Genomic DNA, 23,658 nt, shown 5'->3' on the forward strand with positions numbered 1-23,658 from the left:
AGCTTCCGCTTACTCTGGAGAAGATACGTGCATATAAGTCCTAATGATAATCGCTCATATCGTTACCTCACTCTCAACAACGAGCTAAGAGTACTGCTTATTCAAGATCCCAAAGCCCAGAAATCAGCAGCAGCACTTGCTGTTAACGTCGGCCATTTCGATGATCCTTCCGATCGGGAAGGATTAGCTCATTATCTTGAGCATATGCTGTTTCTTGGTACGAAAAAATACCCCAAAGTGGGCGAATTTCAAGCGTTTATTAGTCAGCATGGTGGGTCCAACAACGCGTGGACTGGCACCGAACACACCTGCTATTTCTTTGATATCTATCCAAATTCCTACGAAAAGGCTTTAGACCGCTTTAGTCAATTTTTCTCCGCGCCTCTCTTTAATGAAGAAGCTCTGGATAAAGAGCGTCAAGCGGTGGACTCAGAGTACAAACTGAAACTCTACGAAGACGGCAGACGCTTGTACCAGGTACAAAAAGAAACCATCAATCAGAAGCATCCATTTTCCAAATTCTCGGTTGGTAATGTCGACACTTTAAGTGATCGTGACGGAAACACTATTCGTGATGAAATCATGCGCTTTCACAACGAACAATACTCAGCCGATTTAATGACACTGGCTCTGATTAGCCCAGACTCTCTGGATGAACTTGAACTTTGGGCAACAACGAAATTCTCTGACATTGTCAACAACCAGCGTCAGAGCAAACGGGTTGAAACGCCTTTTGTCACCGAAGAACATACTCAGGTCTTGGTGAAGGTAGAACCTATCAAAGAGATCCGTAAACTGATCTTATCCTTCCCTTTCCCCGGTACGCATCAACATTACCATCAAAAACCCCTGTCTTTTTTTGCCAACTTGTTGGGCCACGAAGGCAAAGGTAGCTTAATGCTCTACCTGAAAAAGAAAGGCTGGATAACCTCTCTGTCCGCTGGAGGTGGAGCATCTGGTAGTAACTTTCGGGAGTTCACTGTCAGCATGACCCTGACACCTGCAGGGCTCGATTACGTTGATGAAATTATCCAATCGCTGTTCCGATTTATCACTCTAATAAAACAGCAAGGAATGAACGAATGGCGCTACACAGAAAAGCGCGCCGTTACCGAGTCAGCCTTTCAGTTTCAGGAACCGGCCAGACCCTTAGATCTGGTTAGCCATCTGGTAATGAACATGCAGCACTATGACGCCGAAGACGTTATTTATGGCGACTATAAGATGTCAGGTTACGATGAGGACCTACTAAACCAGTACGGTGCATACCTCACGACCGATAATCTCAAAGCGACTCTGGTAGCCAAAGAGCAACACTACGATAAGCAGGCTAAATGGTACTTTACCCCCTACTCAGTACAACGCTTTACTGATGCTCAACTGACCTTCTTTAACGATTGTCCTGATTTTGATGCTCTGCCATTTGCGTTACCAGAGCGTAATCCGTTCATCAACTACGATTTGGCCACCTACCCAATTGAGACAAAGGATGACCACCCTCAACTCATTGAAGACCTTGATGGTTTTAGATTGTGGCATCTTCAGGACAACCAGTTCAAGGTACCGAAAGGGGTCGTGTTTATTGCAATCGATAGTCCACATTCGGTGAACTCACCTAAAAACATCGTCAAGACAAGACTGTGTGTTGAGATGTTCCTGGATTCACTGTCGGAAGAGACCTATCAGGCCGAGGTCGCAGGGCTAGGTTACGATATGTATGCCCATCAGGGGGGAGTGACACTTTCCATTACCGGGTTCAGTAAAAAGCAACCTGAGCTACTCGCTATGATACTCAAGCGATTTGCCTCGCGGGAATTCAACCCTGAGCGTTTTGCTAGCATCAAAGCGCAATTGCTTCGCAACTGGCGAAATGCGGCTAAAGATCGCCCCATTTCCCAGCTTTTCAACGCAATGACCGGTATTTTGCAACCCAACAACCCACCTCATCCAGCACTCATTGAAGCACTAGAGCAAACCGAAGTGGACGAACTTCCCGCGTTTGTACAGTCCATCCTCTCTGAACTGCATATCGAGATGTTTGTTTATGGCGACTGGCACAGACAAGGCGCACATGACATCGCAAACACCCTGAAGGACGCGCTGCGAATCAACAACCAAAGGTATGAAGAAAGTTTACGCCCTCTAGTGATGCTAGGTAAGAATGGCAGCTTCCAGAAAGAGGTATATTGTGACCAGGATGATTCTGCCATTGTTGTTTATTACCAATGCGAGGACATTGAGCCGAGACACATCGCGCTGTACTCACTGGCAAACCATCTGATGTCGGCAACCTTCTTCCATGAAATCCGGACTAAACAGCAGCTGGGCTATATGGTGGGGACAGGCAATATGCCACTAAACCGTCACCCGGGGCTTGTACTCTATGTACAATCTCCTAATGCGGCACCGAGTGACCTGATTCGCTCAATCGATGAGTTTTTAAATGCATTTTACATGGTGCTATTAGAACTGGATGATTATCAGTGGCACAGCAGCAAAAAAGGGCTTTGGAACCAGATATCCACACCGGATACCAATCTCAGAGGACGCGCCCAAAGACTCTGGGTCGCGATTGGCAATAAAGACACCTCGTTCAGTCAGAGAGAGAAAGTGCTGACTGAACTCAAATCGCTCACCCGGGCGGACATGACGCGATTTGTCGTTAATGAGTTGAAGCCGCGCACGGCTAACCGTCTGATTCTCCATAGTCAGGGCAAAGCACATACCAATGCTCCGAGGCTGGATCTCGGCTTTGAGATAGGCTCTATTGAGGAATTCCAGTTGCGGCCTAAGGACACTGACTTAGGATAACCACGTTCCTTCACAACACTCAAAACAAAACGCCCCTCATTTGAGGGGCGTTATTTCGATATCAACAGCCGTTATCAATAAAAGGTTGCGTCCATCCCGGCTCGAGTGAGCAGACCATCACAAGGCGCAAATCGGTCACCGTATTTCTCCGCGTGTTGGTTCATCAGTTCAACCACATTCTTGATCCCCAGCGTATCCATATAACGGAACGGGCCGCCCAGGAATGGAGGGAAACCTATTCCGAAGATCGCACCAATGTCGCCATCACGAGGGCTGCGGATGATCCCTTCATCAAGACAACGCACGGCCTCATTGAGCATAGGTAACACACTGCGCATGGCGATATCTTTCTCTGCCATCTTCGCTTCCGGTTTTAGTCCCAACACTTTGTATACCGAGCTGTCAACGGACTTTTTCTTGCCCTTATAGGTGTAGAAACCTTTGCCGGACTTCCTACCTTTACGTCCATCATTAAGTAACTTGTCAAACACATCAGGTCCCTGGAAGCGCTCACCTAATTCTGCCACCAGAATAGGCATGATCTTCGCACCGATATCTACACCCACTTCATCAAGCAGCGTGATCGGTCCAACAGGGAAGCCAAAGTCCAACAAAGCCTTATCCAGTGCTTCAATGGGTTCATTGGCCAGCAGTATGTTCGCCGCTTCATTCATGTAAGGTGCCAGAATACGGTTTACATAGAATCCCGCCTGATCCTTAACAACAATCGGGGTTTTGCCTTGTTTTCTTGCAAACTTCACCATAGTCGCAATGGTTTCATCTGAAGTACCTTCATGCGGAATGACTTCCACCAACGGCATCTTATCAGCAGGGCTAAAATAGTGCAGACCCACAACATTTTCCGGGCGCTGTGCCTGCGCCGCTATTTGCGCAATAGGTATAGACGAAGTATTGGTTGCAAAAATAGTCTCTGGTTTGGCGTTCGATTCCACATCACTGACCATTTGTTGCTTCAAGGCCAGATCTTCGAACACGGCTTCAACGACCACATCGGCTTTACTAAATCCGGTAAAGTCGGTTCCGCCGGCCATTTGCAGCATCTGCGCCTGCAGGTCTGCTTTCGAAATAATGCGGCGTTTACGCTTCTTCTCTAGCAGCTTAAAGTTGTAATTCAGCGCGTTAACAATACCTTCGTTCGCGACATCTTTAATTCGCACTGGTACCTTAGCTTTGCACACGGTCACATGGGTAATACCTGCTCCCATCAGGCCGCCACCCAGCACGATGGCATTATCAACCACTTTAGGCTGAGCATCACTACCAAACTCTTTTTTCATCTCCGTAGTGGCAAAGAAAATTGAGCGCAATGCTTTCGATTCAGCGGTCATGACCAACTCACCAAAGCGTTTCGCTTCATGCTCAAGACCCTTTTTAATGCCTTTTTCTAAACCAAAGCGAATCACATCAAGGATGGCGTCAGCAGCTGGATAGTTGCCACGAGTTTTCTCATGGGTCTTTTTCGCAGCCTGATCAAAGATAACTTTGCGTCCAAGTCCTGTCCCCGACATCAACAGCTCTTTTTTGGTCAGCTTTTTCGCTTTACGCTTTTTGCCCTTCTCCAAAAAATCCCTGGCAACATCCAATAATATGGTTTGAGGCACACTGGCATCGACCACGCCCAGCTTTTTCGCTTTCTTGGCGCGCAGTTGCTTACCTGTCAAAATCAGATCCAGAGAAGGCAACAGACCGATCAGGCGTGGCAGTCGTTGCGTCCCCCCTGAGCCAGGTAACAGACCCAACTGAACTTCGGGCAAACCTAATTTGGTGATATCAGCATCACTGCAAACGCGATAATCACAAGCCAGTGCCAACTCCAGTCCGCCACCCAGACAAGGGCCATGAATTGCCGACACGACAGGGAAAGGAAGATCAGACAGCTGTTGGAACATCTCCTGACCTTTGCTTGCCAGTGCCTGAGCTTCGTCTGCAGACGTGCACGCATCCAACATACGCACATCGGCACCTGCGATAAAGTTGTCCGGCTTCAGAGAGTGAACAATTAACCCTTTGATCCCTGACTTTTTCTGCTCCAACTCTTCAAATACCTGCGACATTTCATCGGCAAAAGCAGCTTGCAACGTATTCATCTTTTCGCCCGGGACATCGATACCCAGCCAGGCAATGTTCTGCTCATCAATCTTCAGATGAAAGGCTTTTTGTTCGCTCATTATTCTACCTCCAGAACCATTGCTGCACCCAGACCACCTGCCGCACATGCTGTATTCAGTGCCAGACCACCACCTCTGCGCTTCAACTCATTCAGTGTCTGAGTGATCATTCTTGCCCCGGTTGCTGCGAACGGGTGACCATACGCGAGCGAACCGCCAAGCACATTAAACTTATCCATATCAATCTCACCAATTGCACTGGCGCGACCCAGTTTTTCTTTGGCAAACTTATCGCTGGCAAACATCTTAACGTTTGATAACGCCTGGGCGGCGAAAGCTTCGTGCATATCAATGAGAGTGAGATCTGACAGTGAAATGCCTGCTCGGTCCAATGCCATCGGAGTGGCATAAGATGGCCCCATCAGCATGTCTTCCCGAACACCGATTGCCGAGAAGGCGTAAGAACGGATATAACCCTTGATTTCCAATCCCAGCTCTTTCGCTCGACCTTCACGCATTAACATGATGGCAGCAGCACCATCGGTGAGCGGTGTACTGTTTGCCGCTGTGACCGAACCATACTGACGATCAAATGCTGGTCTTAACTTGCTGTAACTGGCCAGCTCCGAGTCGTGACGGATATTATTATCCTGGTCAAGGCTGTTCTTATAAGGTTCTGGAAAGGCCGTCATTACTTCATCTCGAACCTTACCCTCTTTCCATGCTTGTGAGGCTAAAGTATGTGAGCGATGAGCTAGTTCATCCTGTTCAAGTCGGCTTATCCCGTGAGATTTCGCCATTTGTTCAGCGGTCTGCCCCATTGACAGGCCTGTCGAATATTCCGCAACTGCTGGCGGTACCGGCATCAGATCTTTCAATGACAGCTTCTTCAGAATACTGAGTTTTTGCCCCAAAGTTTTTGTTTTACTTAACGCAAGTAGATTGGCAGCCAGTTTCTTCGATACCCCAATAGGCAACACTGATGATGAATCCGCTCCACCTGCAATTCCGACCTCAATGGTGCCCGCCATAATGCTTTCACAAACATTGGCAGCCGCCTGAAAACTGGTTGCACAAGCGCGTGTCACACTATAAGCATCGGTATGAATATTCATACCTGTACCAAGGACAATCTCTCGGGCGATATTGGGGGCTTCTGGCATCTGAACCACTTGGCCAAACACGACCTGGTCGATCAGCTTAGGATCGATGTCAGTGCGTGCCATCATCTCGGCAACGACCATTTTACCGAGGTCTACTGCTGGTACCTGACTAAACTCTGTACTCTGGCGTGCAAAGGGTGTGCGCAATCCGGCAACCACTGCGATTCGCTCGCCGTTACGGGTGGTGAGATCGATTTTCCCCACTTCCTTACTGCTCATAGTTTCTCCTTTTTAAGAGGTCTGACCACATTATTGTAACGAAGATGTTAAGGATTTAAAACAACCGTTTGACAAATCTCACCAAAATTATTGAATAACGTGATAGGGTCGACCAAAATGGAATATGAGAAATGAGCCAGTTCGTTGACAATAGAACGCGGTAAAACAACAAGATAGGTTTTTTCAGGCAAAAAAAAACCACACAGTAAATTGTGTGGTTGGAATCTATAAAGCAATTAACTTGCGCCAATTGAAAATAATCAGTTTCCTGATTAGGAGAAAGTAAAGTCAGCCTTCAAAAGGAAGTGTCATCTTGCTCAACATGTTAGTCTCGAGAGACCAACGAGATGACAAGGCTTAATATAACTTCTCCTCAGGTCATAATTTTGAACTAGATCAATTTTGAGTGACTTTACTGGTTTTACTGAGCAAAAAACAAGATTCACAGAGCAAAACGGGGGCTCCTGTGTCACTGATTAAAAAATTTGGAAAGAAACTTTCCAATCGTCCGGTCAACTCGGATATGGACAAACAAAGAAAATACGAAGCACTGGTGCGTGCTTATCACCGAGATCTTTATCGTTACGCTTATTGGTTGTGTAAAGATAAGCCTGTCGCTGAAGATCTGGTTCAGGAAACGTGCTTGCGAGCATGGAAGTCTTTGGATAGTCTCCAGGATGAAAAAGCCGCCAAGTCATGGCTGATCACAATATTGAGGCGAGAAAACGCACGTCGTTTTGAACGTAAGCAGTTTGATCTGGTTGATATTGATGATTACGGCAACGACGCTAAAGTATCTGACGACCCGCACCACCAGCAGGAGTGGCTTCAAGCTCAAATAATGAAACTCGATGTCGAATACCGTGAACCGCTATTTCTTCAGGTCGTAGGTGGCTTTAGTGGTGAAGAGATTGGCTCGATACTCGATTTAAATAAAAACACCGTTATGACTCGATTATTCAGAGCACGCAACCAGCTCAAAGAAATGTTGGAGTCTGAGGATAAATATAGGGGGCAACACAATGGATGAATTAGAATTCCGTCGTCGTATTATGTCCGATCCAAAGGCAAAAGACCCAGAGTTACTGGATGCAGCTAAAGAGAGCGACAACAACGCAAAATATCTGGAAGATGTGTTAGCGCTCGATGCTCGAATTGAACAAGCAATGAAAGTCGAAGTTCCTGACGACCTGGCGGATCGGATCTTATTCCATCAGCCTGATTCCAACGTTGTGAAAGTGAAATTCGGAAAGAGAGCCCTGTCTCTCGCAGCATCCATAGCTTTCGCATTCGGTCTTTTGGTCGGTCAGGTTAATTGGGGAAACGTCGTCGTCTCTCCTGCACAAGCTTCACTTTCTGATACCGCGATGGAACATGTAAATAATGAGATGGGCTTTATTGACCCGTTAGACGAGAATGTGTCAAAAGCGCAGATTAATGCCAAGCTTCTGCCATTCGCGTATCAATTAGGTCAGAATTTTCCGTACCATGTTTATTATTTAAACCACTGCGGCTTTGGTGAATCCAATGCCATGCACATGGTATTTCAAGGCGAGAAAGGCAAAGTCACACTGTTTCTGACCGGACTCCCATCAGATCAAAGTAAAACATTTGATAAAGATGGCTTTTCTGGACTTGTGGAACCTCTGGGAGAAGCCAGCTTTATACTGGTTGGTGAACAGGGAGAGGACTTCCAAAAGATCGGTGAAAATATAAGAAAGATCCTTAATCCATCATAAACTAACTGCCAAAAGAGTCTTATTCCAGAATAAGGCTCTTTTTTTAATAATAACGCTATTATTAGAGCTCTAACTCTAAAAATAACGTTATTAGATGCATTTCCTGCCATATAGTCGTCATTTATATACTTTTCCCGACATTTTTATTACTGGTCAGATTTGTATTGATTATACTAGCGATTAGGATCAGCCCCGAAATTGAGTTTTAACTCAATTTTAACTAACGCCCAAAAGAGGCGATTACAACAAAGGATGTATACTAAATGACTACTTCGCGTCTGTATAAAAAAACACTATTAGCAGTGGCAATCTCGTCACTTACTTTCGCCTCCCATCAAGCAGCGGCAGCAGGTTTCCAACTTAACTCTCAATCAGCAACCGGCCTAGGCCGTGCATTTGCGGGTGATGCAGTAATTGCTGACAACGCTTCAGTCATGGCACGTAACGCGGCAGCGATGACGTTGTTTGATTCGCACCAGTTTTCTGGTGGTGTGAATGTGATCGCTTCGAGTATCGATGTTAAAGACATTGGTGGTGCAGGTGCACCTCCTTATGGTTTACAAGAACCTAACGCCAACAATACCGCTACTTCATACGTACCTAACATATATTATGTCCATCGCCTAAACGACAAATGGGCGTTAGGTGCAGGCCTTTATTCCAACTTCGGTACAACTAACAACTTTAGCGACTCTTTTGGTAATAACAACTTAGCAAAAGTTTATGGTGGTACGACCGAGATAACGAGTGTTAACTTGACACTAAATGCTGCTTATCGAATTAATGAACAGTGGAGCGTTGGTGGCGGCATCGATATTATTCAAGGAACTGGTAGATTAAAGCGTGAAACATCTCCAGCTACACCTAGTGTTCCGCTGCCACCAGGACTACCAGTCTCAGACTCAGATCCAATTGGTCAACAGGCTATAGTTGATATCGACGCTACAGGCTATGGCCTAGGCTTTAACCTAGGTGCCGTTTTTGAGCTCAACCAAAATAACCGATTCGGCCTAGCCTACCACTATAGCCCGGCAGTAGATGCAGATGGCACTGTTAATTTTGGCCCTAACATCACGGCTGGAGGCGGGACCGTCCCAGTTGCATCACAGCAGTCTTATGATAGCGTGACATTACCACTACCAAGTATGTTAGAGTTCTCAGGCTATCACAAAATCGAAGATTCCAAATTTGCCGTTCACTATAGCTTACAGTGGATAGGTTGGAGTGTATTTGACAAAGTTGCAACTAACACCGGTCAAACTATTAAAGACTACGAATGGAAAGATGGTTACCACGCTGCGTTGGGGGGAACATACTATCTAAACAACGACTGGACTCTACGTGCAGGTTACATGTATGACACTGCAGCTCAAGATCAGCTTACGTCAATCTCAGTACCAGATTCTGACCGTCATTGGTTCTCATTTGGTGCTGGTTACAATTTCAATAAACACCACACTGTAGATCTTGGTGTAACTTATCTAATGGGCAAAGATGTTTCAGTTTCTGAAACTAATCCTCTTGCTCCTGATTTGACGGCAACTACTCGTGCAAATGCATGGCTGGCTGGCATCCAATACAGCTACAGTTTTTAAGCTAAATAGCTAAACTTTCTAAGGGTCGGTATTCCGGCCCTTTTTTCTATCCGCTCTTCCTCTACTTGATAGTTTCAGCTTACAACTGGTCTTACCAATCGTTGCGTTTCGTTTACATCTGTACGCTGAAATATCGAAACATCTGCGTAACATCCCATTTTTTAACCTAACCTAAAAGCATTTTGCAAAATAAAATATCAAAATTGCATCCTTTACACTAAAATCGTTTTAAAGCATTTACTCTAAAAATACAATCAGCGCTCTTCATAAAAATACTTTGAGCGTACAATAATGATAATTTCAAAACGAACTCCCCTTTCTCTTGCAGTGGTTTTGGGGCTGCTCTCCTCTACACAGGTATCAGCAGCAGGTTTTCAGCTGGCAGAATACTCAGCAACGGGCTTAGGACGCGCATTTGCAGGTGAGGCAGCAATGGCTGACAATGCAAGCGCACAATGGCGTAATCCAGCGATGTTGACCTATCTAGCGGGGACTCAGATCTCTGGTGGTGTGCTTTATGTAGAGCCGAATATTGATGTCAAAGGAACGTCTTCATTCGCTGGCTACACGGAAGCAAACGATATTGCCAAGGGCGCCCCAGTACCTAATTTTTATATCTCTCACCAGATTAACGATAAGTTTGTCACTGGTTTTGCCCTGAGCTCTAACTACGGTATGGAAACAGACCTAGGTAGTGATTTCAAAGCCACTCAATATGGCAACGAAGCCAAGATCATGACGGTTGAAGCAGTTGCCAGTCTAGCCTATAAACTCAACGAACAGTTTAGCTTCGGTGGAGGTATTCGCTATGTAACGGGTGAAGGTAAAATTGGTGCGACAGTGCCTTTTGATACGAGTATACCGGTAGCTCCTGGCGTTGATATTCCTGTATCTAAGGGTGACTACTTGAAATATGTCGAAGGCACTGACTCTTCATGGGGCTATGTTTTGGGGGCGGCCTGGCAAGTCAATGATACAAACCGCATTGGTTTTGCCTACAAATCCGAAGTAATGATGGATTTCGAAGGGCACGGTGAAGGCATTGGTTTTGGTTTTATGGGTAAGAAAGACGGTAAGTTGAGTGTCGCTCTACCGGCAACGGCTGAGCTATCGAGCTTCCATCAACTTAACACTCAATGGGCCCTTCACTCGAGCATCAACTGGACCCAATGGAGCAGCTTTAAAGAACTGCACGCTGAATTCGTCGATGGTACAAGTAGCCACATTAAGCAAGAGAACTGGAAGGACAGTTACCGCTTCGCTCTCGGTACGACCTATGCACTAAACCAAAAACTTACGCTACGTGGTGGTGTGGCTTACGACATGTCAGCCGTCGATGACAAATACCGCACGACAACCATCCCTGAAACCGACCGTACCTGGCTAAGTGCTGGCGCAAGCTATATGTTTTCCGATCAATTCAGCTTAGATGGTGGACTGACATACATCATGGCACGCACGGCTTCTATCAATGAACCTCGCGACAGTTCTGATGATGAAGCAGCAAAATTTGGTGACTTCAATGGCGAAATCACCGGTGATGTTTGGATTGTTGGTATTCAAGCGAACTATCGCTTCTAACCCTCGACTCAAATATTAAGACGCTTTAGAAGTACCGTCATCTTTACTTGCGTGAAGATGACGGTAATTTTGAGTTAGGTGAGAATGACAACGGGTACTTAGGTGCGCTTCTAACGAAAGACTCACTACTCAAAACCTTCCAGATAATCATCTATATATGCTTCTTCCGCTTCATTCACTTGTTCTGTGTCTATCTCGGCTTTGTAGTTCTGCCGTTGGATATAAACATCACGCGTTAGCGAATAAGGGTCTGGGGACTGCTCCAGAGTTGCTTCCTGCGGCACGACCAACGCTCGTTTTTCCATGCCTTCCAGCGCCCACTTTCCAAACTTTGCCCAGAAGTTTAGAAACGATATAGGTGGGTAAAGTCCGTCAACCAAATCCGCTCCCTCACGCAACACAATCGGTCCGTATGCGGGGATCATAATGTACGGACCGGTTGCCACTCCATAATGACCAATAGCGTCACCAAACTCTTTCTTTTCGCGTTTTTCGATACCTGCCGCAGAGGCAATGTCAATGAACCCCAGTAGACCTACGGTACTGTTAATCCAAAATCGATTGAAGTGATCCAGAGCTGTAGCTCCATTCCCCATGACCGCATTATTCACGGCACTGAATGGTTCGTCGAGGTTAGCAAGGAAATTGCGAATCCCCAAACGCACCGGATCGGGCGTGTAATTGACGTAAGCAAGGGAAACAGGACGTACCAGGTAAGGGTCGAGGTAATCATAGTTAACCGCCCACATTGCTCGGTTAAAGCTCTCAAAGGGGTCATACACATCGGTGCCGACCTGTATTGGTTGTTCAGGCACAGTCACTTCACCGCCTGTGTCTTCCACACTACCATAGGGGGTGTTTGATTGATTTATTGCTGTTTCCTGGCTCTCTATCGGTAATGCGTCTTCATCAGGGGCAGAAGAGCAACCAACAAGAAATACGCAAGAAACAAAAACGGCAAAAAGTGTTACCTTTTTGCCGGTCAATGCTGACTGCATAACCTCATCCATAAGCCATAACAATCTAGCAATTAGTCGTTTTTATAGTCCCTAATTATTTGATTTATAGGACGTATGCACTAGATTGTTGTGATAACCACTAACCAAGAGTATAGCGGTATGCTACATCTCAAGCCAGTGAAAGCAACCATCCAGGCAACATTTTATTAATCAAATTGCAGGTTTGTTAACGATAATTTAGTACTGTTGGTTGATATCTACCTTCACAGTTTCCCCTAGTTTGGCAGGCTGACTCTCGCCATACCAATCGCCATCTCGGGTCGCAACATTGCCGTCGCTATCAATACGAACACGAACGACTAACCCTTCAAGGCTGGATAACTTACGCCCTTCCATCATGCTGTTGTTATCATCGAGAACCACAGTGCGTGGGAATGAACCTAATGGATAACGCGCAGCTGCGACTGGCATCGGCGAACCATCAGCCGGATGCACCGACACAATCAGCGCCGCGCCCTCAGGGACCTGAACGCCTGGGCTTAGTGAAATCTCCACGGCAACGGATTCACCCTTAACAACAGGCTCACCCATGCGTGCCTTGGCACTTTCGATGCTTCGGGTTAGCATTTCGTAACGGCTGTCTTCCGGGCCAATCATTCTCTGCATCACTGACCAGTAGCGAATCGCACTTGCAAAATCTTCACGCTCAAATGCATCAAACGCCAGTAAAGAAAATACTCTGAGATCTACGTACTCTTCCTGTATCAAGCTGGTTAGCAAGCTACGTGCACGATTCTGATCCATCTCATCCTGAGACATCATCAACGCCTGAGCGTAACCTAGTTTGACGTCGGCATTATCTGGTTCAATACGGTACGCATTCTCCATCGCATCTGTTGCAGTGGCAACGTCACGGTTAGCCAGAGCGATACGTCCTAGCAGAAGCCAGCCCGTGGAGTCATCTTTCTGATAATGGAGACGAGTACGAAGCGCCAGAGTCAGATCCTGCATTTCGTCTTCCGTCATTGGCTCAGCGGAGCCAGCCATCAACTTCTTAGAAAGCTCAGGTAAATTAGCTGACACTTCATGCCAGTTTTTCACCTTTTCCGCTCCTCCAAAGTGCATGTACATACCGTACGTAAGCACTACAATCAAAATCGCTGACGGCAATAAAATAGCCATCAGTGACACATTGGTCTTGGCGACTTCCTGTTGCTGAGGAATGTCATCCAGCAGAGATTGCTTCAGGTCATCGATCAGGTCTTGTTGGTTTTCCACCAAGCCTTCACTGGTTTCCTCTTCCAACTCAGATAAACGGTCTTTGTAGAATGCCTTATTTAATTCGTCACGCAGCTGCTCATCATTGTTGGCTTTCTTGCTGTTGAGCGTCATCACCAACAACAGAATAGCGACGAAAACCAGAGCGACTGTTGATATCCAAAAAAGTGTCATTACTGCTTATCTCCAGTCTCTTTTTCATCTAGCAGAGCTTTCAGCTGAGCTTCTTTTTCTTCATTCCACTCACTGTTATCACTCGCTTGTTTAGTGCGATTTCTGCGGCTACGAACCACAATCAGACCAAAGCCAATAACGATGACGACGAACGGGCCTAACCACAAAACAGATGTCGCTAGCGTAAGTGGTGGCTGATAGGTCACAAAATTGCCGTATCGGGCGATCATATAATCTACGATCTCATCTTTTGATTTACCCTCTTTGGTCATCTCGTACACTTTCTGACGCAGGTCTTGCGCCAATTCGGCATTGGAGTCACCGATTGTGTTGTTCTGACACTTTGGACAGCGAAGGGTCTGATTAAGCTCTTTGAACTGATTTTCTTGCTCCAGAGAGTCAAACTCATGAACTTCAATGGCAGCATGAGCGCCCAGCGCCAGCAACAAGGATGATGCAAAAGCAACTAACCACTTTTTCATTGTTTATCCTCCTCTAACATCTGCTGATAGAGAGGCTGCAACTTTTCACTCCAGTTACGCGGATTCACGTCGCCGACGTGTCGATAACGAATCACGCCATTTGCATCAATCAGAAAGGTCTCTGGCGCTCCATAAACACCCAGATCCAGTCCCAGCATTCCGTCTCCGTCAAACAGGCTGATTAAATAGGGGTTACCCAACTCATTTAACCACTGAACCGCTTTGTTACGTTGGTCTTTGTAGTTAAGGCCAATGATTTTGACCCCCTGGGCCGCAAGTTCATTGAGGTACTGATGCTCAGCATAACAAGTCGGACACCAGGTCGCCCATACATTCAGAAGTAGAGGCTCGCCCTTAAAGACGTCCTGATTATACAACTTGCCCGGCTCCGCCAAGTCTTCAAGGCGAAACTTCGGAACCTGCTTACCAATGAGAACTGATTCCAGTTTCGTTGGATCATCGCCAGCCTGATTTTTACCAAGCTGAATCGCAAACACAGCAACTAAAACAAGGAAGGCGATGAGAGGAATAAACAGAATCTTTTTATTCATTATGCATCTCCTGTCGTCTTAGCCGTTTTTCTGAAACGATAGCGCTTGTCACTAATGGACAGAGCCCCACCCAGGGACATAATCAACGCCCCCAGCCAGATCCAGCGCACAAACGGCTTGTGATAAATACGTACTGCCCATGACTTACCATCGTCCAATCGCTCACCCATCGCAATGTAAAGATCACGAGTCACGCCACGGTCAATCGCCGCTTCTGTCATCATCGACTTCGCCGTGCGATAGAAGCGCTTCTCGGCATGTAGCGTGTTGATATATTTTCCATCTTTCGTGATTTCAAAGTCCGCTATATAGCCGTCATAGTTTGGTCCGTCTTTATCGCGCAGGCCTTTAAAGTAAAAATCATAATCATTGATCTGATAGTGCTCGCCCGGAGCCAGACGCACATCGCGTTCGATACTGTAGTTCTGGACCATTGCAATACCAATGACCGTCACTGCCAGACCAATATGACCCATAACCATTGCCCAGTGGTTGCGTGGCAGCTTTTTAATACCTTCGGCAAAACTGTGGCGGTGTGTCGCGCGCTCGTAAAGTTCGAAACAGTGCATGGTGACAATCCACGAAGCCATCAGCCAGCCAAGGAAAGCCAGTCCTGTGAAGTACTCAGACAGCAGTACAACCATCAGAGCTGAGAACACCAATGAGATCACACCGGAAACCAACATTGGTTTCGCTAATGTTGACATCTTGTCACGCTTCCAACGGATCAGTGGCCCAATCCCCAACAAAAAGGCAAACGGCACCATTAACCAGGTAAACAGCATATTGAAGAAAGGCGCCCCGATGGAGACAGAGCCCAAGCCAATTTGTTTATGCACTAAAGGAAGCAGAGTACCTACAAGAACGACCACAAGTGCCGCCATCAGCAAGACGTTGTTGCCAAGCAATGCGTTCTCGCGCGACAGCAAGTCGAAGTTACCGCGCACTCGAACGGACGCGCCCTTGAGGGCAAACAGCAACAGCGAACCACCAATAACGAAGACAAGGAAGCCAAGAATGAACATGCCACGTGATGGATCAGATGCGAACGCGTGTACCGATACCAGAATACCGGAACGTACCAGGAAAGTTCCAAGCAAACTCAATGAGAATGCAGAGATAGCCAAAAGCACAGTCCAGGCCTTGAAGGTTCCGCGTTTTTCCGTCACTGCCAGAGAGTGCATCAGCGCTGTACCTGCTAACCAAGGCATGAAAGACGCATTTTCAACAGGATCCCAGAACCACCAGCCGCCCCAGCCTAGCTCATAGTATGCCCACCAAGAGCCTAGCGCGATACCCAGCGTTAGAAACACCCAAGCAGCCGTGGTCCATGGACGAGACCAGCGTGCCCATGCCGTATCCAGACGGCCAGACATCAAAGATGCAATGGCAAACGAGAACGCAACTGAGAAGCCCACATAGCCCATATAAAGCATAGGTGGGTGAATAATCAATCCCGGGTCCTGCAGCAGCGGGTTTAGGTCGCGGCCATCTACCGGGAAGAAAGGTAAGGTACGTAGGAATGGGTTTGACGTCACGATGATAAATAGTAAGAAGCCAACCGTAATCATCCCCATCACTGCCAGTACGCGAGCAACTGACTCTTGCGGCATACCGCGACTGAAGCTAGCAACTGCTACTGTCCATGCAGCCTGGATGAGTACCCATAACAGCAATGAACCTTCGTGAGCCCCCCAAACCGCCGTCAGACGGTAGTACCATGGAAGCTGGGTATTTGAATTGTTTGCGACGTATTGCAGCGTGAAATCATTGACGTAAAACGACCACTCCAGAATCAGGAATGACAATAACAACATAATGAACATACCCCAGGAAAGAGGTCTGGCGGTGTTCATCAGCATTGTGCTGTTCTTTGATGCCCCAATGAGCGGCAAAATACTGAGTAGCACGGATAAACTCAGCGAGAGTATCAGTGCAAAGTGACCAATTTCAGCAATCATTGACCGCTTCCTTGTTTCTGTTGTTTAGAATATTGCAGCGGCTCGTGAGTCTTCTTCATCGCTTCCGCCACTTCCGGTGGCATATACTCTTCGTCGTGTTTTGCCAGTACTTCGAAAGCTTCAATCTTAGTCGGCTCGATCAGAACACCCTGAGCAACAATCCCCTGCCCCTCACGGAACAGGTCTGGCAGGATACCATCGTAAACCACCGTCACCTTCGGACCCACATCGGCCAAATCGAAGCTGACACGCAGAGACTCTGAATCACGAGATACAGAACCGGCAACCACCATGCCACCAATACGCAGACGCTGACCGATTTCTGGCTTCGAGCCATCCTGCTTACCATTCACCAGTTCCGTTGGCGTATAGAACAGATCCATGTTTTGGTTCAAGGCATAGAGAATAAGACCAACGGTCGCACTGATACCAATGAAAATGGCCAGAATGATACCCAGCCTTTTCTTACGTCTTGGGGTCATAGTGTGTTCTCCATATTTTTTGCCGCTTCGATACGCGCTTGCCTATCGACTTTAGCTTGAACGTCTTTAAGTAGTTTCTTTCCTCGTGACACGCTGGTCACGAGCAAAATAATCAGAGATAAAAAGGTAATGCCAAACGCACTCCACACGTAAGAGGCGTAGCCACCCATCGCAAAAAAGTCACTCAAGGATTCAAAATGCATAATACTTAACCTCTTTGCTTCACTTGTGCTGCCAGTTGGACCACCCACGGACGATGGCCTTCTTTGCTGATAATTTCATTACGAAGTCGGATTAAAGTCAGTGTGCCGAAGAAAAATGCAAACCCAAATATGTTGAGCAACAGCGGCCACAACATATCGGTCGAAATTGAAGGCTTAGCAAACTTGGTGATTGTTGCCCCTTGATGCAGGGTATTCCACCACTCGACCGAAAAGTGAATGATGGGTAAATTGATCACACCTACAATCGCTAATATACCCGCGGCCTTAGCGGCCGTTTTTTGATCATCAAACGCATGGTAAAGTGCGATTACACCAAGATAGAGAAATAGAAGAATCAGTTCCGATGTCAGGCGTGCATCCCACACCCACCAGGCCCCCCACATCGGCTTGCCCCAAACCGCCCCCGTAAGCAGGGCGATGAAAGTAAAGACGGCGCCAATTGGTGCCATTGCCAATGCCGCCATACTGGACAATTTAACCTGCCAGACTAAACCAATGAAGGCAGCAATCGCCATTGACATATAGACACCCATCGACCAGATTGCCGAAGGTACGTGGATGTAGATAATACGGAAACTATCACCTTGCTGGTAATCAGCAGGCGCGAAGGCTAAGCCCCAAATGGTGCCAATAGACAAGCAGGCCAATGCCAGCGTGGCGAACCAAGGTAGAAGCTTACCGCACAGTTGGTAAGTGGTTTCGGGTTTGGCATAAGGATGAAGCCATTTCCACATAGTGTTTCTCACTCTTAGACGACATTTCCCTCATCACACACAGGTGATAAAAGCGTTTTAGTTTTCTAATTTACGCTAACTCTTAAAGCGGCGCTGATAGCAAACGGGGTGAGAGTCATCGCCCCAGCTAACATGGCAGCCAGCAAAGCCAACTGACCATTATACGCGACACCCAATGATGCAGCATCAATCGCGGAGGTAGCAAATATTAGAATAGGTATGTAGAGAGGCAACACGAGCAAACTCAGCAACACGCCCCCCTTTTGCAATCCAACCGTTAGTGCGACGCCGATGGCGCCAATAAAACTCAAGGTAGGCGTACCGACCAGTAGAGTTGATACGACAGCAATCCAGGTAGTAGTGTCCAAAGACAGCAGTATCGCCAGCAATGGACTAATGATGATTAACGGTAATCCCGTTAATATCCAATGAGCAATGATTTTCGCCATCACGACCAGTTGCAACGGGATAGGCATTAGCATCATCTGCTCCAATGAACCATCCTGAAAATCATCTTTAAACAAACGCTCCAGAGAAAGCAGTGCCGACAGCAGTGCGGCAACCCATACGATCCCCGCGGAAATCCGAGCCAATAGGTTAGGCTCCGGACCAATACTGAGCGGGAAAAGGGTAATAACAATAATAAAAAACCACAGCGGGTTAAAAATGTCTGCCTGACGACGAAATGCGATGAGCAGCTCTCGACGAATAATTTTCATCATGGACGCGATCATACTACTCTCCAAGCTTAATCTTTTTCAGTTTAGGGTTATCGCTAAACATATCCTGGTGAGTCGTCAACAACACGATTCCGCCCTTTTCTGCATGACTTAAAAATAAGTTCTCCAGAACTTTCACACCTTGTTTATCAATGGCAGTCAAAGGCTCATCCAGTATCCACAATGGCTGTTCGCTCAGCCAAAGACGTGCCAACGCAACCCGTCGTTGCTGACCTGCTGACAGTTGTGCCACAGGCACATCTTCACGACCCGCGAGGCCAACCTGAGTGAGGGCTGTAAAAATCTGCTCCTCCGAGGTATCGGGCGCATGGATAGATTGATAGAATTTGAGATTTTCAAACGCAGTGAGGTCGCGCTTAACACCAGTCTGATGCCCAAGAAACAACAAGGATTGGTGATACTCTTCTCGATTTGACTCGATTTTTTCACCGTTCCATTTGATATCCCCTTCTTCTTTATCACCCAGGCCCGCCACAATACGCATGAGCGTTGTTTTTCCGGTGCCATTGCGTCCTTCAATCTGAACAAGGTCGCCTAATTGTAAAGAAAAAGATAAATTCTCAAATAATACGCGTTCATCACGAATCGCTGATAATTTTGTTACTTCTAACATTCATTTACATACTGGTTCGACAGGACCTTCATCTTACCATAGCTACCATACGGAGAAACGATAATGATCAAACCCGCTTCACGAAACTTAGTAAGAAACTATAAATTGCTGTTCTTAAAACGAAATATATACCCATAAAGTGGTATAAAATTTCTTATTTTTTCACATAACTGCGGGTAATAGAATAGCAAACCGTATTACTATGACGACAGTAAAACCGTAAGAGATTGTTAATGTTGTTATTGAAATAGAACAAGAACATCAATGCGTTATTGATGCCCTGTAATGTTTATCTTAATCTTTTTGAAGGGGCGTAGCCTTGCGATGGCGACTTGCGAACAGCTTGTTTCGCCTTGTGAAGCGGTGGGACCTGCTCCTTACCGGCGATTTTGTTTTGCAGTGAAAGCATCAGTTCAGCTTCTGCTTTTGGGAGCTCACATTCTTCAATCAGTTCATTGATGTCAGCACCCAGTTTGACCATTTTGTTGGCCCGGGTATAGAGTCGGCCATCACTGTCGACATTCTCAAGTTCAATAATCCGCTCAGTAAGATGGGCAATGATCTCTTCCTGCTCAGACATTTTTTGTCCGAGACCAACCAAAACGGAACGAACCTCAAGCAACTGCTTATTGCACTTCTCGACTTCTTTTTCCAGAGCCCGCTTCTGCTGACGTGCGTGGGCCTGGTGAAGATTCAAATTGCGATGAACCTTCACAAGCCAGCCGAATAAAATCACAACTAATGCCACCGCTCCCCAGAAAAGCGGCGACATTAGGGGTAACGCGTCCATCATTATAGGTAAGCCATCTCGTCCCACTCATCTTCCGAGAGCAGTTTATTAAGATCAACCAGAATGAGCAACTTACCATCACGGTTACTGACGCCCTGAATAAACTTGGCGCTTTCGTCGGTTCCCACACTTGGTGTAGTATCGATCTCTGAAGAACGCAGGTAAACCACTTCCGCAACACTGTCTACTAAAATACCAATCACTTGTCGCTCAGACTCAATCACGATAATGCGAGTATTATCGGTAATTTCGCCCGGCATCAGGCCAAATCGTGAACGTGTGTCGATCACCGTAACCACGTTACCACGCAGATTGATGATACCCAGCACGTAGTCTGGCGCACCCGGAACCGGTGCTATCTCGGAATAACGGAGTACTTCACGAACCTGCATTACATTGATGCCGTACGTTTCCTCTTCTAACTGGAAAGTCACCCACTGAAGCACTTCGTCGTTAGCTTGATCTTTTCTTAGTTCAACATCCATCGTTTGAGACATAGTCTTCCTCTCAATTTCTTCACCGCACAGCCCAGCACAAACTCCGCTGGGTGCCATTGCATCAATATTGTTTGTTATTGTACCGATTTAACATCTAAACCAGCATTTAGCATGTCGATTAACTCAGACACATGAACCAGCGCACACATTTGTTGCTTTACCATGCCAGCCAGCCAGGGGCGTTTTCCGGCTTTCTCTCGCCACCTCACAGCTTCGGGCATTAGTAATTCTGTACCTTTCAGTTCACTGGAGGCCAACCCCCAGTTGCTTTCCCCCAGCATCACGATATATTCGTATACATCTTGGTGTGCATTGTCACTCAGTACGTCCGGCATGACCCAACGCGCCGTATCAACAACGTCGAGTTTATTTTCCCGGCTCGATTGAAGCCCCAGATACCAACTGGGTTTGCCAATCAAATGATTTAGCTCGCCCATCTGGTGAATACCACCTAGTTCGTCCAAAGGAACAGCAAAAGTGACACCATTCACATCGAAGTAAAGAACCTGAAACCCCTCGGCACGTTCACCATTGCGCCATTGCTGCGGCACATCCGGTATTTCATTATGAGCGGCAACCTGCTCTTTTATGATATCGGCTACCTCTGGCGTTGCTTTAACCTCTGGTTCAACCTCAAGCGTGACATCGGTGTCCCAGTTCTGAATTTCGGGCTCGGTTTCGGCCTGCTCAAGCTCGGTCACTATTTCCGGTTTAACCATCGGTTCACACTCGCTGGCAACCTGTGACTGCAAACCACTAAACAGTTTTTCTAAATGAGCAAGATCGGGTTGCTCACAGTCCACAAACTGCTTTGATGCGGCTGCTACCTGCAACTGGGACTGGGGTTGTTGTTTTGGCGCTTCTACTTCTTGTTCTGGATAATCACTACTCAAGTGATCTACGATCTCTGGCGCGATATCAACCTCAGTCTGTCGCTGAACCTCAGTCTGTTGCTGAACCTCAGGCTCTACCAATGGCGCATCCAGAACTTCTGTATCAACATCGTCTTCAAGCCCCAGCAATGACGAAAAGTAGTCGTCCAACGCTTGTTCACTCGATAATGGTGCCGCATCAGCTTTCATCTTGTGCCAGCCTCTCGAGATAGATTAATAGCTGCTTGTACGCAAAGACACCGCGACTTCCCGCAGCAAAATGCGAGGCAGGCATGTGCTTCAGGCTTGCATCACGAAACTTAGTATCTATCGGTACGGCAGAACTCCATACCTGTGATGGATAATCATGCTTTAATTGAGTCAGGGTTTGCAATGAAGCTCGTGTACGCTTGTCGTACATAGTCGGGACTATGGTTACTTTAAACGGTCTTTGACGCGATTTTTGCATGATAGCCAACGTACGCACCATGCGTTCGAGCCCTTTCATCGCCAAGAACTCAGTCTGGACCGGAATCAATATCCGATCGCTTGCAGCCAGAGCATTGACCATCATCACGCCCAGTATAGGTGGACAGTCAATCAACACATAATCGTATCGCTCACGTAACGTCAGCAATGCACGTTTCAAAATCAATCCCATGCCACTGCGATTGCCCATCACACGGTCCAGAGTTGCTAACGACATGTGAGCAGGCAAAATATCGATGTTATCGATATCTGTGTTATGGATAAGGGCTTTGACGCGACTCTCAGAAAACTCTTTAAGCTGAAACAAGTCAAACAAACTTTGTTTGAGCTCATCTGAATCCATACCCAGATAAGTCGTCAGTGAAGCATGAGGGTCAGTATCAATAAGTAATACTCTGTGCCCCTTCTGGCTCAACAATCCCGCTAAAGTTACCGTGGTTGTAGTCTTACCGACACCGCCTTTTTGGTTTGCGACACTCCATACGATCATAGTTAGTGCCTCTTTAACTCGACTAAAATGCGCTCAGCGATACGCTCAAGAGGAAGATCCTCACTGGAAATTCCCGCTTTAGCGACCGCTTGTGGCATTCCATATACCACGCAGGATTCCTCATCCTGTGCCCAGACTGTCGAACCGGAACTTTTAAGCATTCGCGCACCTTCGCGACCGTCAGCGCCCATCCCTGTTAGTACCATAGACAGGACCTTGTCCTGATAGATTTTCGCAGCAGAACCAAAAGTGACGTCGACACAAGGTTTGTAGTTCATGCGGTCGCCACCATCGAGAATACGTATCTTGGCACTATTGGCGCGTCCTTCAAGCATCATTTGCATGCCGCCTGGTGCCAGATAAGCTACGCCAGGTTTTAGCACGTCACCATCTGCGGCCTCTTTGACCGTTATCTGGCATAAAGAGTTAAGTCTGGCGGCGAACGCAGCCGTAAACGTGGCTGGCATGTGTTGAATCAACAAAATAGGATGCGGATAATTGGCCGGTAATTTGGTCAGTATCTTTTGCAATGCCACCGGACCGCCTGTGGACGTGCCGATAGCCGTCAACTGATAACTCTTGCCACTTGCTCTGAATCGCGTTGGTGACGTTGTTATCGATGTGGTTCTGCTCGAAGCGGATACCACCGGGCGCACTGGACGTAGTGAGGTTCTGCGAAGCAAAGCCCGTCGACTGGCAATCTGCTGCACGCGCTGTTGAAGCAGGTTAACCGCTTCATCTTTATTTCTGGCAATGTCCTCAAACTTCTTGGGTAGGAAATCAAGCGCGCCAGCTTCCAGAGCATCGAGTGTCGCTTTTGCCCCTTCATGGGTGAGCGATGAAAACATAAGAATTGGCGTTGGCTGAGAAGCCATGATTTCCCGAACCGCGCTGATGCCATCCATCACTGGCATCTCAATGTCCATGGTGATGACATCGGGTTTCAGTGCCAATGCTTTCTCAACCGCTTCTTTGCCGTTGGTTGCGACATCAACCACCTCCAGTCGAGGTGCCGCGTTTATGATGTCGCTGACACGTCGACGGAAAAAACTGGAGTCATCGACTACGAGTACTTTTAAAGACAT

Annotated in this window: 22 protein-coding genes; 5 read left to right on the plus strand and 17 right to left on the minus strand. The window is 47.0% G+C overall.

All coding sequences use genetic code 11. The features are described 5' to 3' along the window. Positions 1-27 precede the first annotated feature (27 nt). On the plus strand, positions 28-2,811 hold the full coding sequence (locus C4S60_RS12625; protein WP_103880708.1) for an insulinase family protein: 2,784 nt from the start codon (positions 28-30) through the stop codon (positions 2,809-2,811). A gap of 74 nt (positions 2,812-2,885) precedes the next feature. Here C4S60_RS12625 and fadJ read toward each other — a convergent pair whose 3' ends face one another. Together fadJ and fadI are read right to left on the minus strand one after the other, a co-directional pair. Next, complete coding sequence (gene fadJ, locus C4S60_RS12630) at positions 2,886-5,000, minus strand: fatty acid oxidation complex subunit alpha FadJ (RefSeq protein ID WP_103880709.1); 2,115 nt, start codon at positions 4,998-5,000, stop codon at positions 2,886-2,888. Continuing rightward, positions 5,000-6,322, minus strand: coding sequence for an acetyl-CoA C-acyltransferase FadI (gene fadI, locus C4S60_RS12635; RefSeq protein WP_425275127.1), 1,323 nt, complete (start codon positions 6,320-6,322; stop codon positions 5,000-5,002). The genes fadJ and fadI overlap by 1 nt, the downstream gene beginning before the upstream one ends. 523 nt (positions 6,323-6,845) lie before the next feature. On the opposite strand from fadI, the gene C4S60_RS12640 reads away from it, so the two are divergent. From C4S60_RS12640 to C4S60_RS12655, 4 genes are all read left to right on the plus strand, one after another. Continuing rightward, complete coding sequence (locus C4S60_RS12640; protein WP_244183095.1) at positions 6,846-7,352, plus strand: sigma-70 family RNA polymerase sigma factor; 507 nt, start codon at positions 6,846-6,848, stop codon at positions 7,350-7,352. Further along, positions 7,345-8,061, plus strand: coding sequence for a DUF3379 domain-containing protein (locus C4S60_RS12645; RefSeq protein WP_103880710.1), 717 nt, complete (start codon positions 7,345-7,347; stop codon positions 8,059-8,061). The genes C4S60_RS12640 and C4S60_RS12645 overlap by 8 nt, the downstream gene beginning before the upstream one ends. Before the next feature lie 263 nt (positions 8,062-8,324). Further along, the gene (locus tag C4S60_RS12650) at positions 8,325-9,656 is read left to right on the plus strand and encodes an outer membrane protein transport protein (RefSeq protein WP_103880711.1); all 1,332 of its coding nucleotides are present in this window, start codon (positions 8,325-8,327) and stop codon (positions 9,654-9,656) included. Between the two features lie 294 nt (positions 9,657-9,950). Then, positions 9,951-11,237 (plus strand): outer membrane protein transport protein, encoded by a 1,287-nt coding sequence (locus tag C4S60_RS12655; protein WP_103880763.1) that lies wholly within the window; start codon positions 9,951-9,953, stop codon positions 11,235-11,237. A 125-nt stretch (positions 11,238-11,362) separates the two neighbouring features. Here the strand turns inward: C4S60_RS12655 and C4S60_RS12660 are convergent, their stop codons facing one another. The 15 genes from C4S60_RS12660 to C4S60_RS12730 form a co-directional block, all read right to left on the minus strand. Further along, positions 11,363-12,235 carry an MlaA family lipoprotein gene (locus C4S60_RS12660; protein WP_103880712.1) on the minus strand — a complete coding sequence of 291 codons (873 nt, stop codon included), beginning with the start codon at positions 12,233-12,235 and terminating at the stop codon, positions 11,363-11,365. A gap of 198 nt (positions 12,236-12,433) precedes the next feature. Continuing rightward, a complete protein-coding gene (gene ccmI, locus C4S60_RS12665) occupies positions 12,434-13,648 on the minus strand; it encodes a c-type cytochrome biogenesis protein CcmI (protein ID WP_103880713.1) in 1,215 nt (404 codons plus the stop codon). Beyond that, positions 13,648-14,130: a cytochrome c-type biogenesis protein gene (locus C4S60_RS12670; protein WP_103880714.1), complete on the minus strand. Its 483-nt coding sequence runs from the start codon at positions 14,128-14,130 to the stop codon at positions 13,648-13,650. Before C4S60_RS12670 ends, ccmI begins: the two co-directional genes overlap by 1 nt. Continuing rightward, positions 14,127-14,681: a DsbE family thiol:disulfide interchange protein gene (locus C4S60_RS12675; protein WP_103880715.1), complete on the minus strand. Its 555-nt coding sequence runs from the start codon at positions 14,679-14,681 to the stop codon at positions 14,127-14,129. The genes C4S60_RS12670 and C4S60_RS12675 overlap by 4 nt, the downstream gene beginning before the upstream one ends. Then, positions 14,681-16,642, minus strand: a complete 1,962-nt coding sequence (locus C4S60_RS12680) for a heme lyase CcmF/NrfE family subunit (RefSeq protein ID WP_103880716.1) — start codon at positions 16,640-16,642, stop codon at positions 14,681-14,683. Before C4S60_RS12680 ends, C4S60_RS12675 begins: the two co-directional genes overlap by 1 nt. Further along, the gene (gene ccmE, locus C4S60_RS12685) at positions 16,639-17,124 is read right to left on the minus strand and encodes a cytochrome c maturation protein CcmE (RefSeq protein ID WP_103880717.1); all 486 of its coding nucleotides are present in this window, start codon (positions 17,122-17,124) and stop codon (positions 16,639-16,641) included. The genes C4S60_RS12680 and ccmE overlap by 4 nt, the downstream gene beginning before the upstream one ends. Next, complete coding sequence (gene ccmD, locus C4S60_RS12690) at positions 17,121-17,327, minus strand: heme exporter protein CcmD (RefSeq protein WP_103880718.1); 207 nt, start codon at positions 17,325-17,327, stop codon at positions 17,121-17,123. The genes ccmE and ccmD overlap by 4 nt, the downstream gene beginning before the upstream one ends. 5 nt (positions 17,328-17,332) lie before the next feature. Continuing rightward, on the minus strand, positions 17,333-18,082 hold the full coding sequence (locus C4S60_RS12695) for a heme ABC transporter permease (protein ID WP_103880719.1): 750 nt from the start codon (positions 18,080-18,082) through the stop codon (positions 17,333-17,335). Positions 18,083-18,147: 65 nt separating this feature from the next. Then, on the minus strand, positions 18,148-18,816 hold the full coding sequence (gene ccmB, locus C4S60_RS12700; protein ID WP_103880720.1) for a heme exporter protein CcmB: 669 nt from the start codon (positions 18,814-18,816) through the stop codon (positions 18,148-18,150). Position 18,817: 1 nt separating this feature from the next. Further along, complete coding sequence (gene ccmA / locus C4S60_RS12705) at positions 18,818-19,435, minus strand: cytochrome c biogenesis heme-transporting ATPase CcmA (protein WP_103880721.1); 618 nt, start codon at positions 19,433-19,435, stop codon at positions 18,818-18,820. 289 nt (positions 19,436-19,724) lie between these two features. Beyond that, positions 19,725-20,228: a DUF2802 domain-containing protein gene (locus tag C4S60_RS12710; RefSeq protein WP_103880722.1), complete on the minus strand. Its 504-nt coding sequence runs from the start codon at positions 20,226-20,228 to the stop codon at positions 19,725-19,727. Beyond that, on the minus strand, positions 20,228-20,722 hold the full coding sequence (locus C4S60_RS12715) for a chemotaxis protein CheW (protein WP_103880723.1): 495 nt from the start codon (positions 20,720-20,722) through the stop codon (positions 20,228-20,230). The genes C4S60_RS12710 and C4S60_RS12715 overlap by 1 nt, the downstream gene beginning before the upstream one ends. A gap of 74 nt (positions 20,723-20,796) precedes the next feature. Beyond that, positions 20,797-21,804, minus strand: a complete 1,008-nt coding sequence (locus tag C4S60_RS12720) for a chemotaxis protein CheW (RefSeq protein WP_103880724.1) — start codon at positions 21,802-21,804, stop codon at positions 20,797-20,799. Then, on the minus strand, positions 21,794-22,573 hold the full coding sequence (locus C4S60_RS12725; RefSeq protein WP_103880725.1) for a ParA family protein: 780 nt from the start codon (positions 22,571-22,573) through the stop codon (positions 21,794-21,796). Before C4S60_RS12725 ends, C4S60_RS12720 begins: the two co-directional genes overlap by 11 nt. Before the next feature lie 2 nt (positions 22,574-22,575). After that, a complete protein-coding gene (locus C4S60_RS12730) occupies positions 22,576-23,658 on the minus strand; it encodes a protein-glutamate methylesterase/protein-glutamine glutaminase (protein ID WP_103880726.1) in 1,083 nt (360 codons plus the stop codon).

Source organism: Vibrio hangzhouensis (assembly GCF_900107935.1).
In the GTDB taxonomy this organism is placed as follows: domain Bacteria; phylum Pseudomonadota; class Gammaproteobacteria; order Enterobacterales; family Vibrionaceae; genus Vibrio; species Vibrio hangzhouensis.

Excerpts from the sequence above, each read along its gene's own strand:
- fadJ (WP_103880709.1), bottom strand. The coding sequence starts at position 5,000 with ATGAGCGAACAAAAAGCCTTTCATCTGAAGATTGATGAGCAGAACATT.
- fadI (WP_425275127.1), bottom strand. The coding sequence starts at position 6,322 with ATGAGCAGTAAGGAAGTGGGGAAAATCGATCTCACCACCCGTAACGGC.
- C4S60_RS12640 (WP_244183095.1), top strand. The coding sequence starts at position 6,846 with ATGGACAAACAAAGAAAATACGAAGCACTGGTGCGTGCTTATCACCGA.
- C4S60_RS12645 (WP_103880710.1), top strand. The coding sequence starts at position 7,345 with ATGGATGAATTAGAATTCCGTCGTCGTATTATGTCCGATCCAAAGGCA.
- C4S60_RS12650 (WP_103880711.1), top strand. The coding sequence starts at position 8,325 with ATGACTACTTCGCGTCTGTATAAAAAAACACTATTAGCAGTGGCAATC.
- C4S60_RS12660 (WP_103880712.1), bottom strand. The coding sequence starts at position 12,235 with ATGCAGTCAGCATTGACCGGCAAAAAGGTAACACTTTTTGCCGTTTTT.
- ccmI (WP_103880713.1), bottom strand. The coding sequence starts at position 13,648 with ATGACACTTTTTTGGATATCAACAGTCGCTCTGGTTTTCGTCGCTATT.
- C4S60_RS12670 (WP_103880714.1), bottom strand. The coding sequence starts at position 14,130 with ATGAAAAAGTGGTTAGTTGCTTTTGCATCATCCTTGTTGCTGGCGCTG.
- C4S60_RS12675 (WP_103880715.1), bottom strand. The coding sequence starts at position 14,681 with ATGAATAAAAAGATTCTGTTTATTCCTCTCATCGCCTTCCTTGTTTTA.
- C4S60_RS12680 (WP_103880716.1), bottom strand. The coding sequence starts at position 16,642 with ATGATTGCTGAAATTGGTCACTTTGCACTGATACTCTCGCTGAGTTTA.
- ccmE (WP_103880717.1), bottom strand. The coding sequence starts at position 17,124 with ATGACCCCAAGACGTAAGAAAAGGCTGGGTATCATTCTGGCCATTTTC.
- ccmD (WP_103880718.1), bottom strand. The coding sequence starts at position 17,327 with ATGCATTTTGAATCCTTGAGTGACTTTTTTGCGATGGGTGGCTACGCC.
- C4S60_RS12695 (WP_103880719.1), bottom strand. The coding sequence starts at position 18,082 with ATGTGGAAATGGCTTCATCCTTATGCCAAACCCGAAACCACTTACCAA.
- ccmB (WP_103880720.1), bottom strand. The coding sequence starts at position 18,816 with ATGATCGCGTCCATGATGAAAATTATTCGTCGAGAGCTGCTCATCGCA.
- ccmA (WP_103880721.1), bottom strand. The coding sequence starts at position 19,435 with ATGTTAGAAGTAACAAAATTATCAGCGATTCGTGATGAACGCGTATTA.
- C4S60_RS12710 (WP_103880722.1), bottom strand. The coding sequence starts at position 20,228 with ATGATGGACGCGTTACCCCTAATGTCGCCGCTTTTCTGGGGAGCGGTG.
- C4S60_RS12715 (WP_103880723.1), bottom strand. The coding sequence starts at position 20,722 with ATGTCTCAAACGATGGATGTTGAACTAAGAAAAGATCAAGCTAACGAC.
- C4S60_RS12720 (WP_103880724.1), bottom strand. The coding sequence starts at position 21,804 with ATGAAAGCTGATGCGGCACCATTATCGAGTGAACAAGCGTTGGACGAC.
- C4S60_RS12725 (WP_103880725.1), bottom strand. The coding sequence starts at position 22,573 with ATGATCGTATGGAGTGTCGCAAACCAAAAAGGCGGTGTCGGTAAGACT.
- C4S60_RS12730 (WP_103880726.1), bottom strand. The coding sequence starts at position 23,658 with ATGTCTTTAAAAGTACTCGTAGTCGATGACTCCAGTTTTTTCCGTCGA.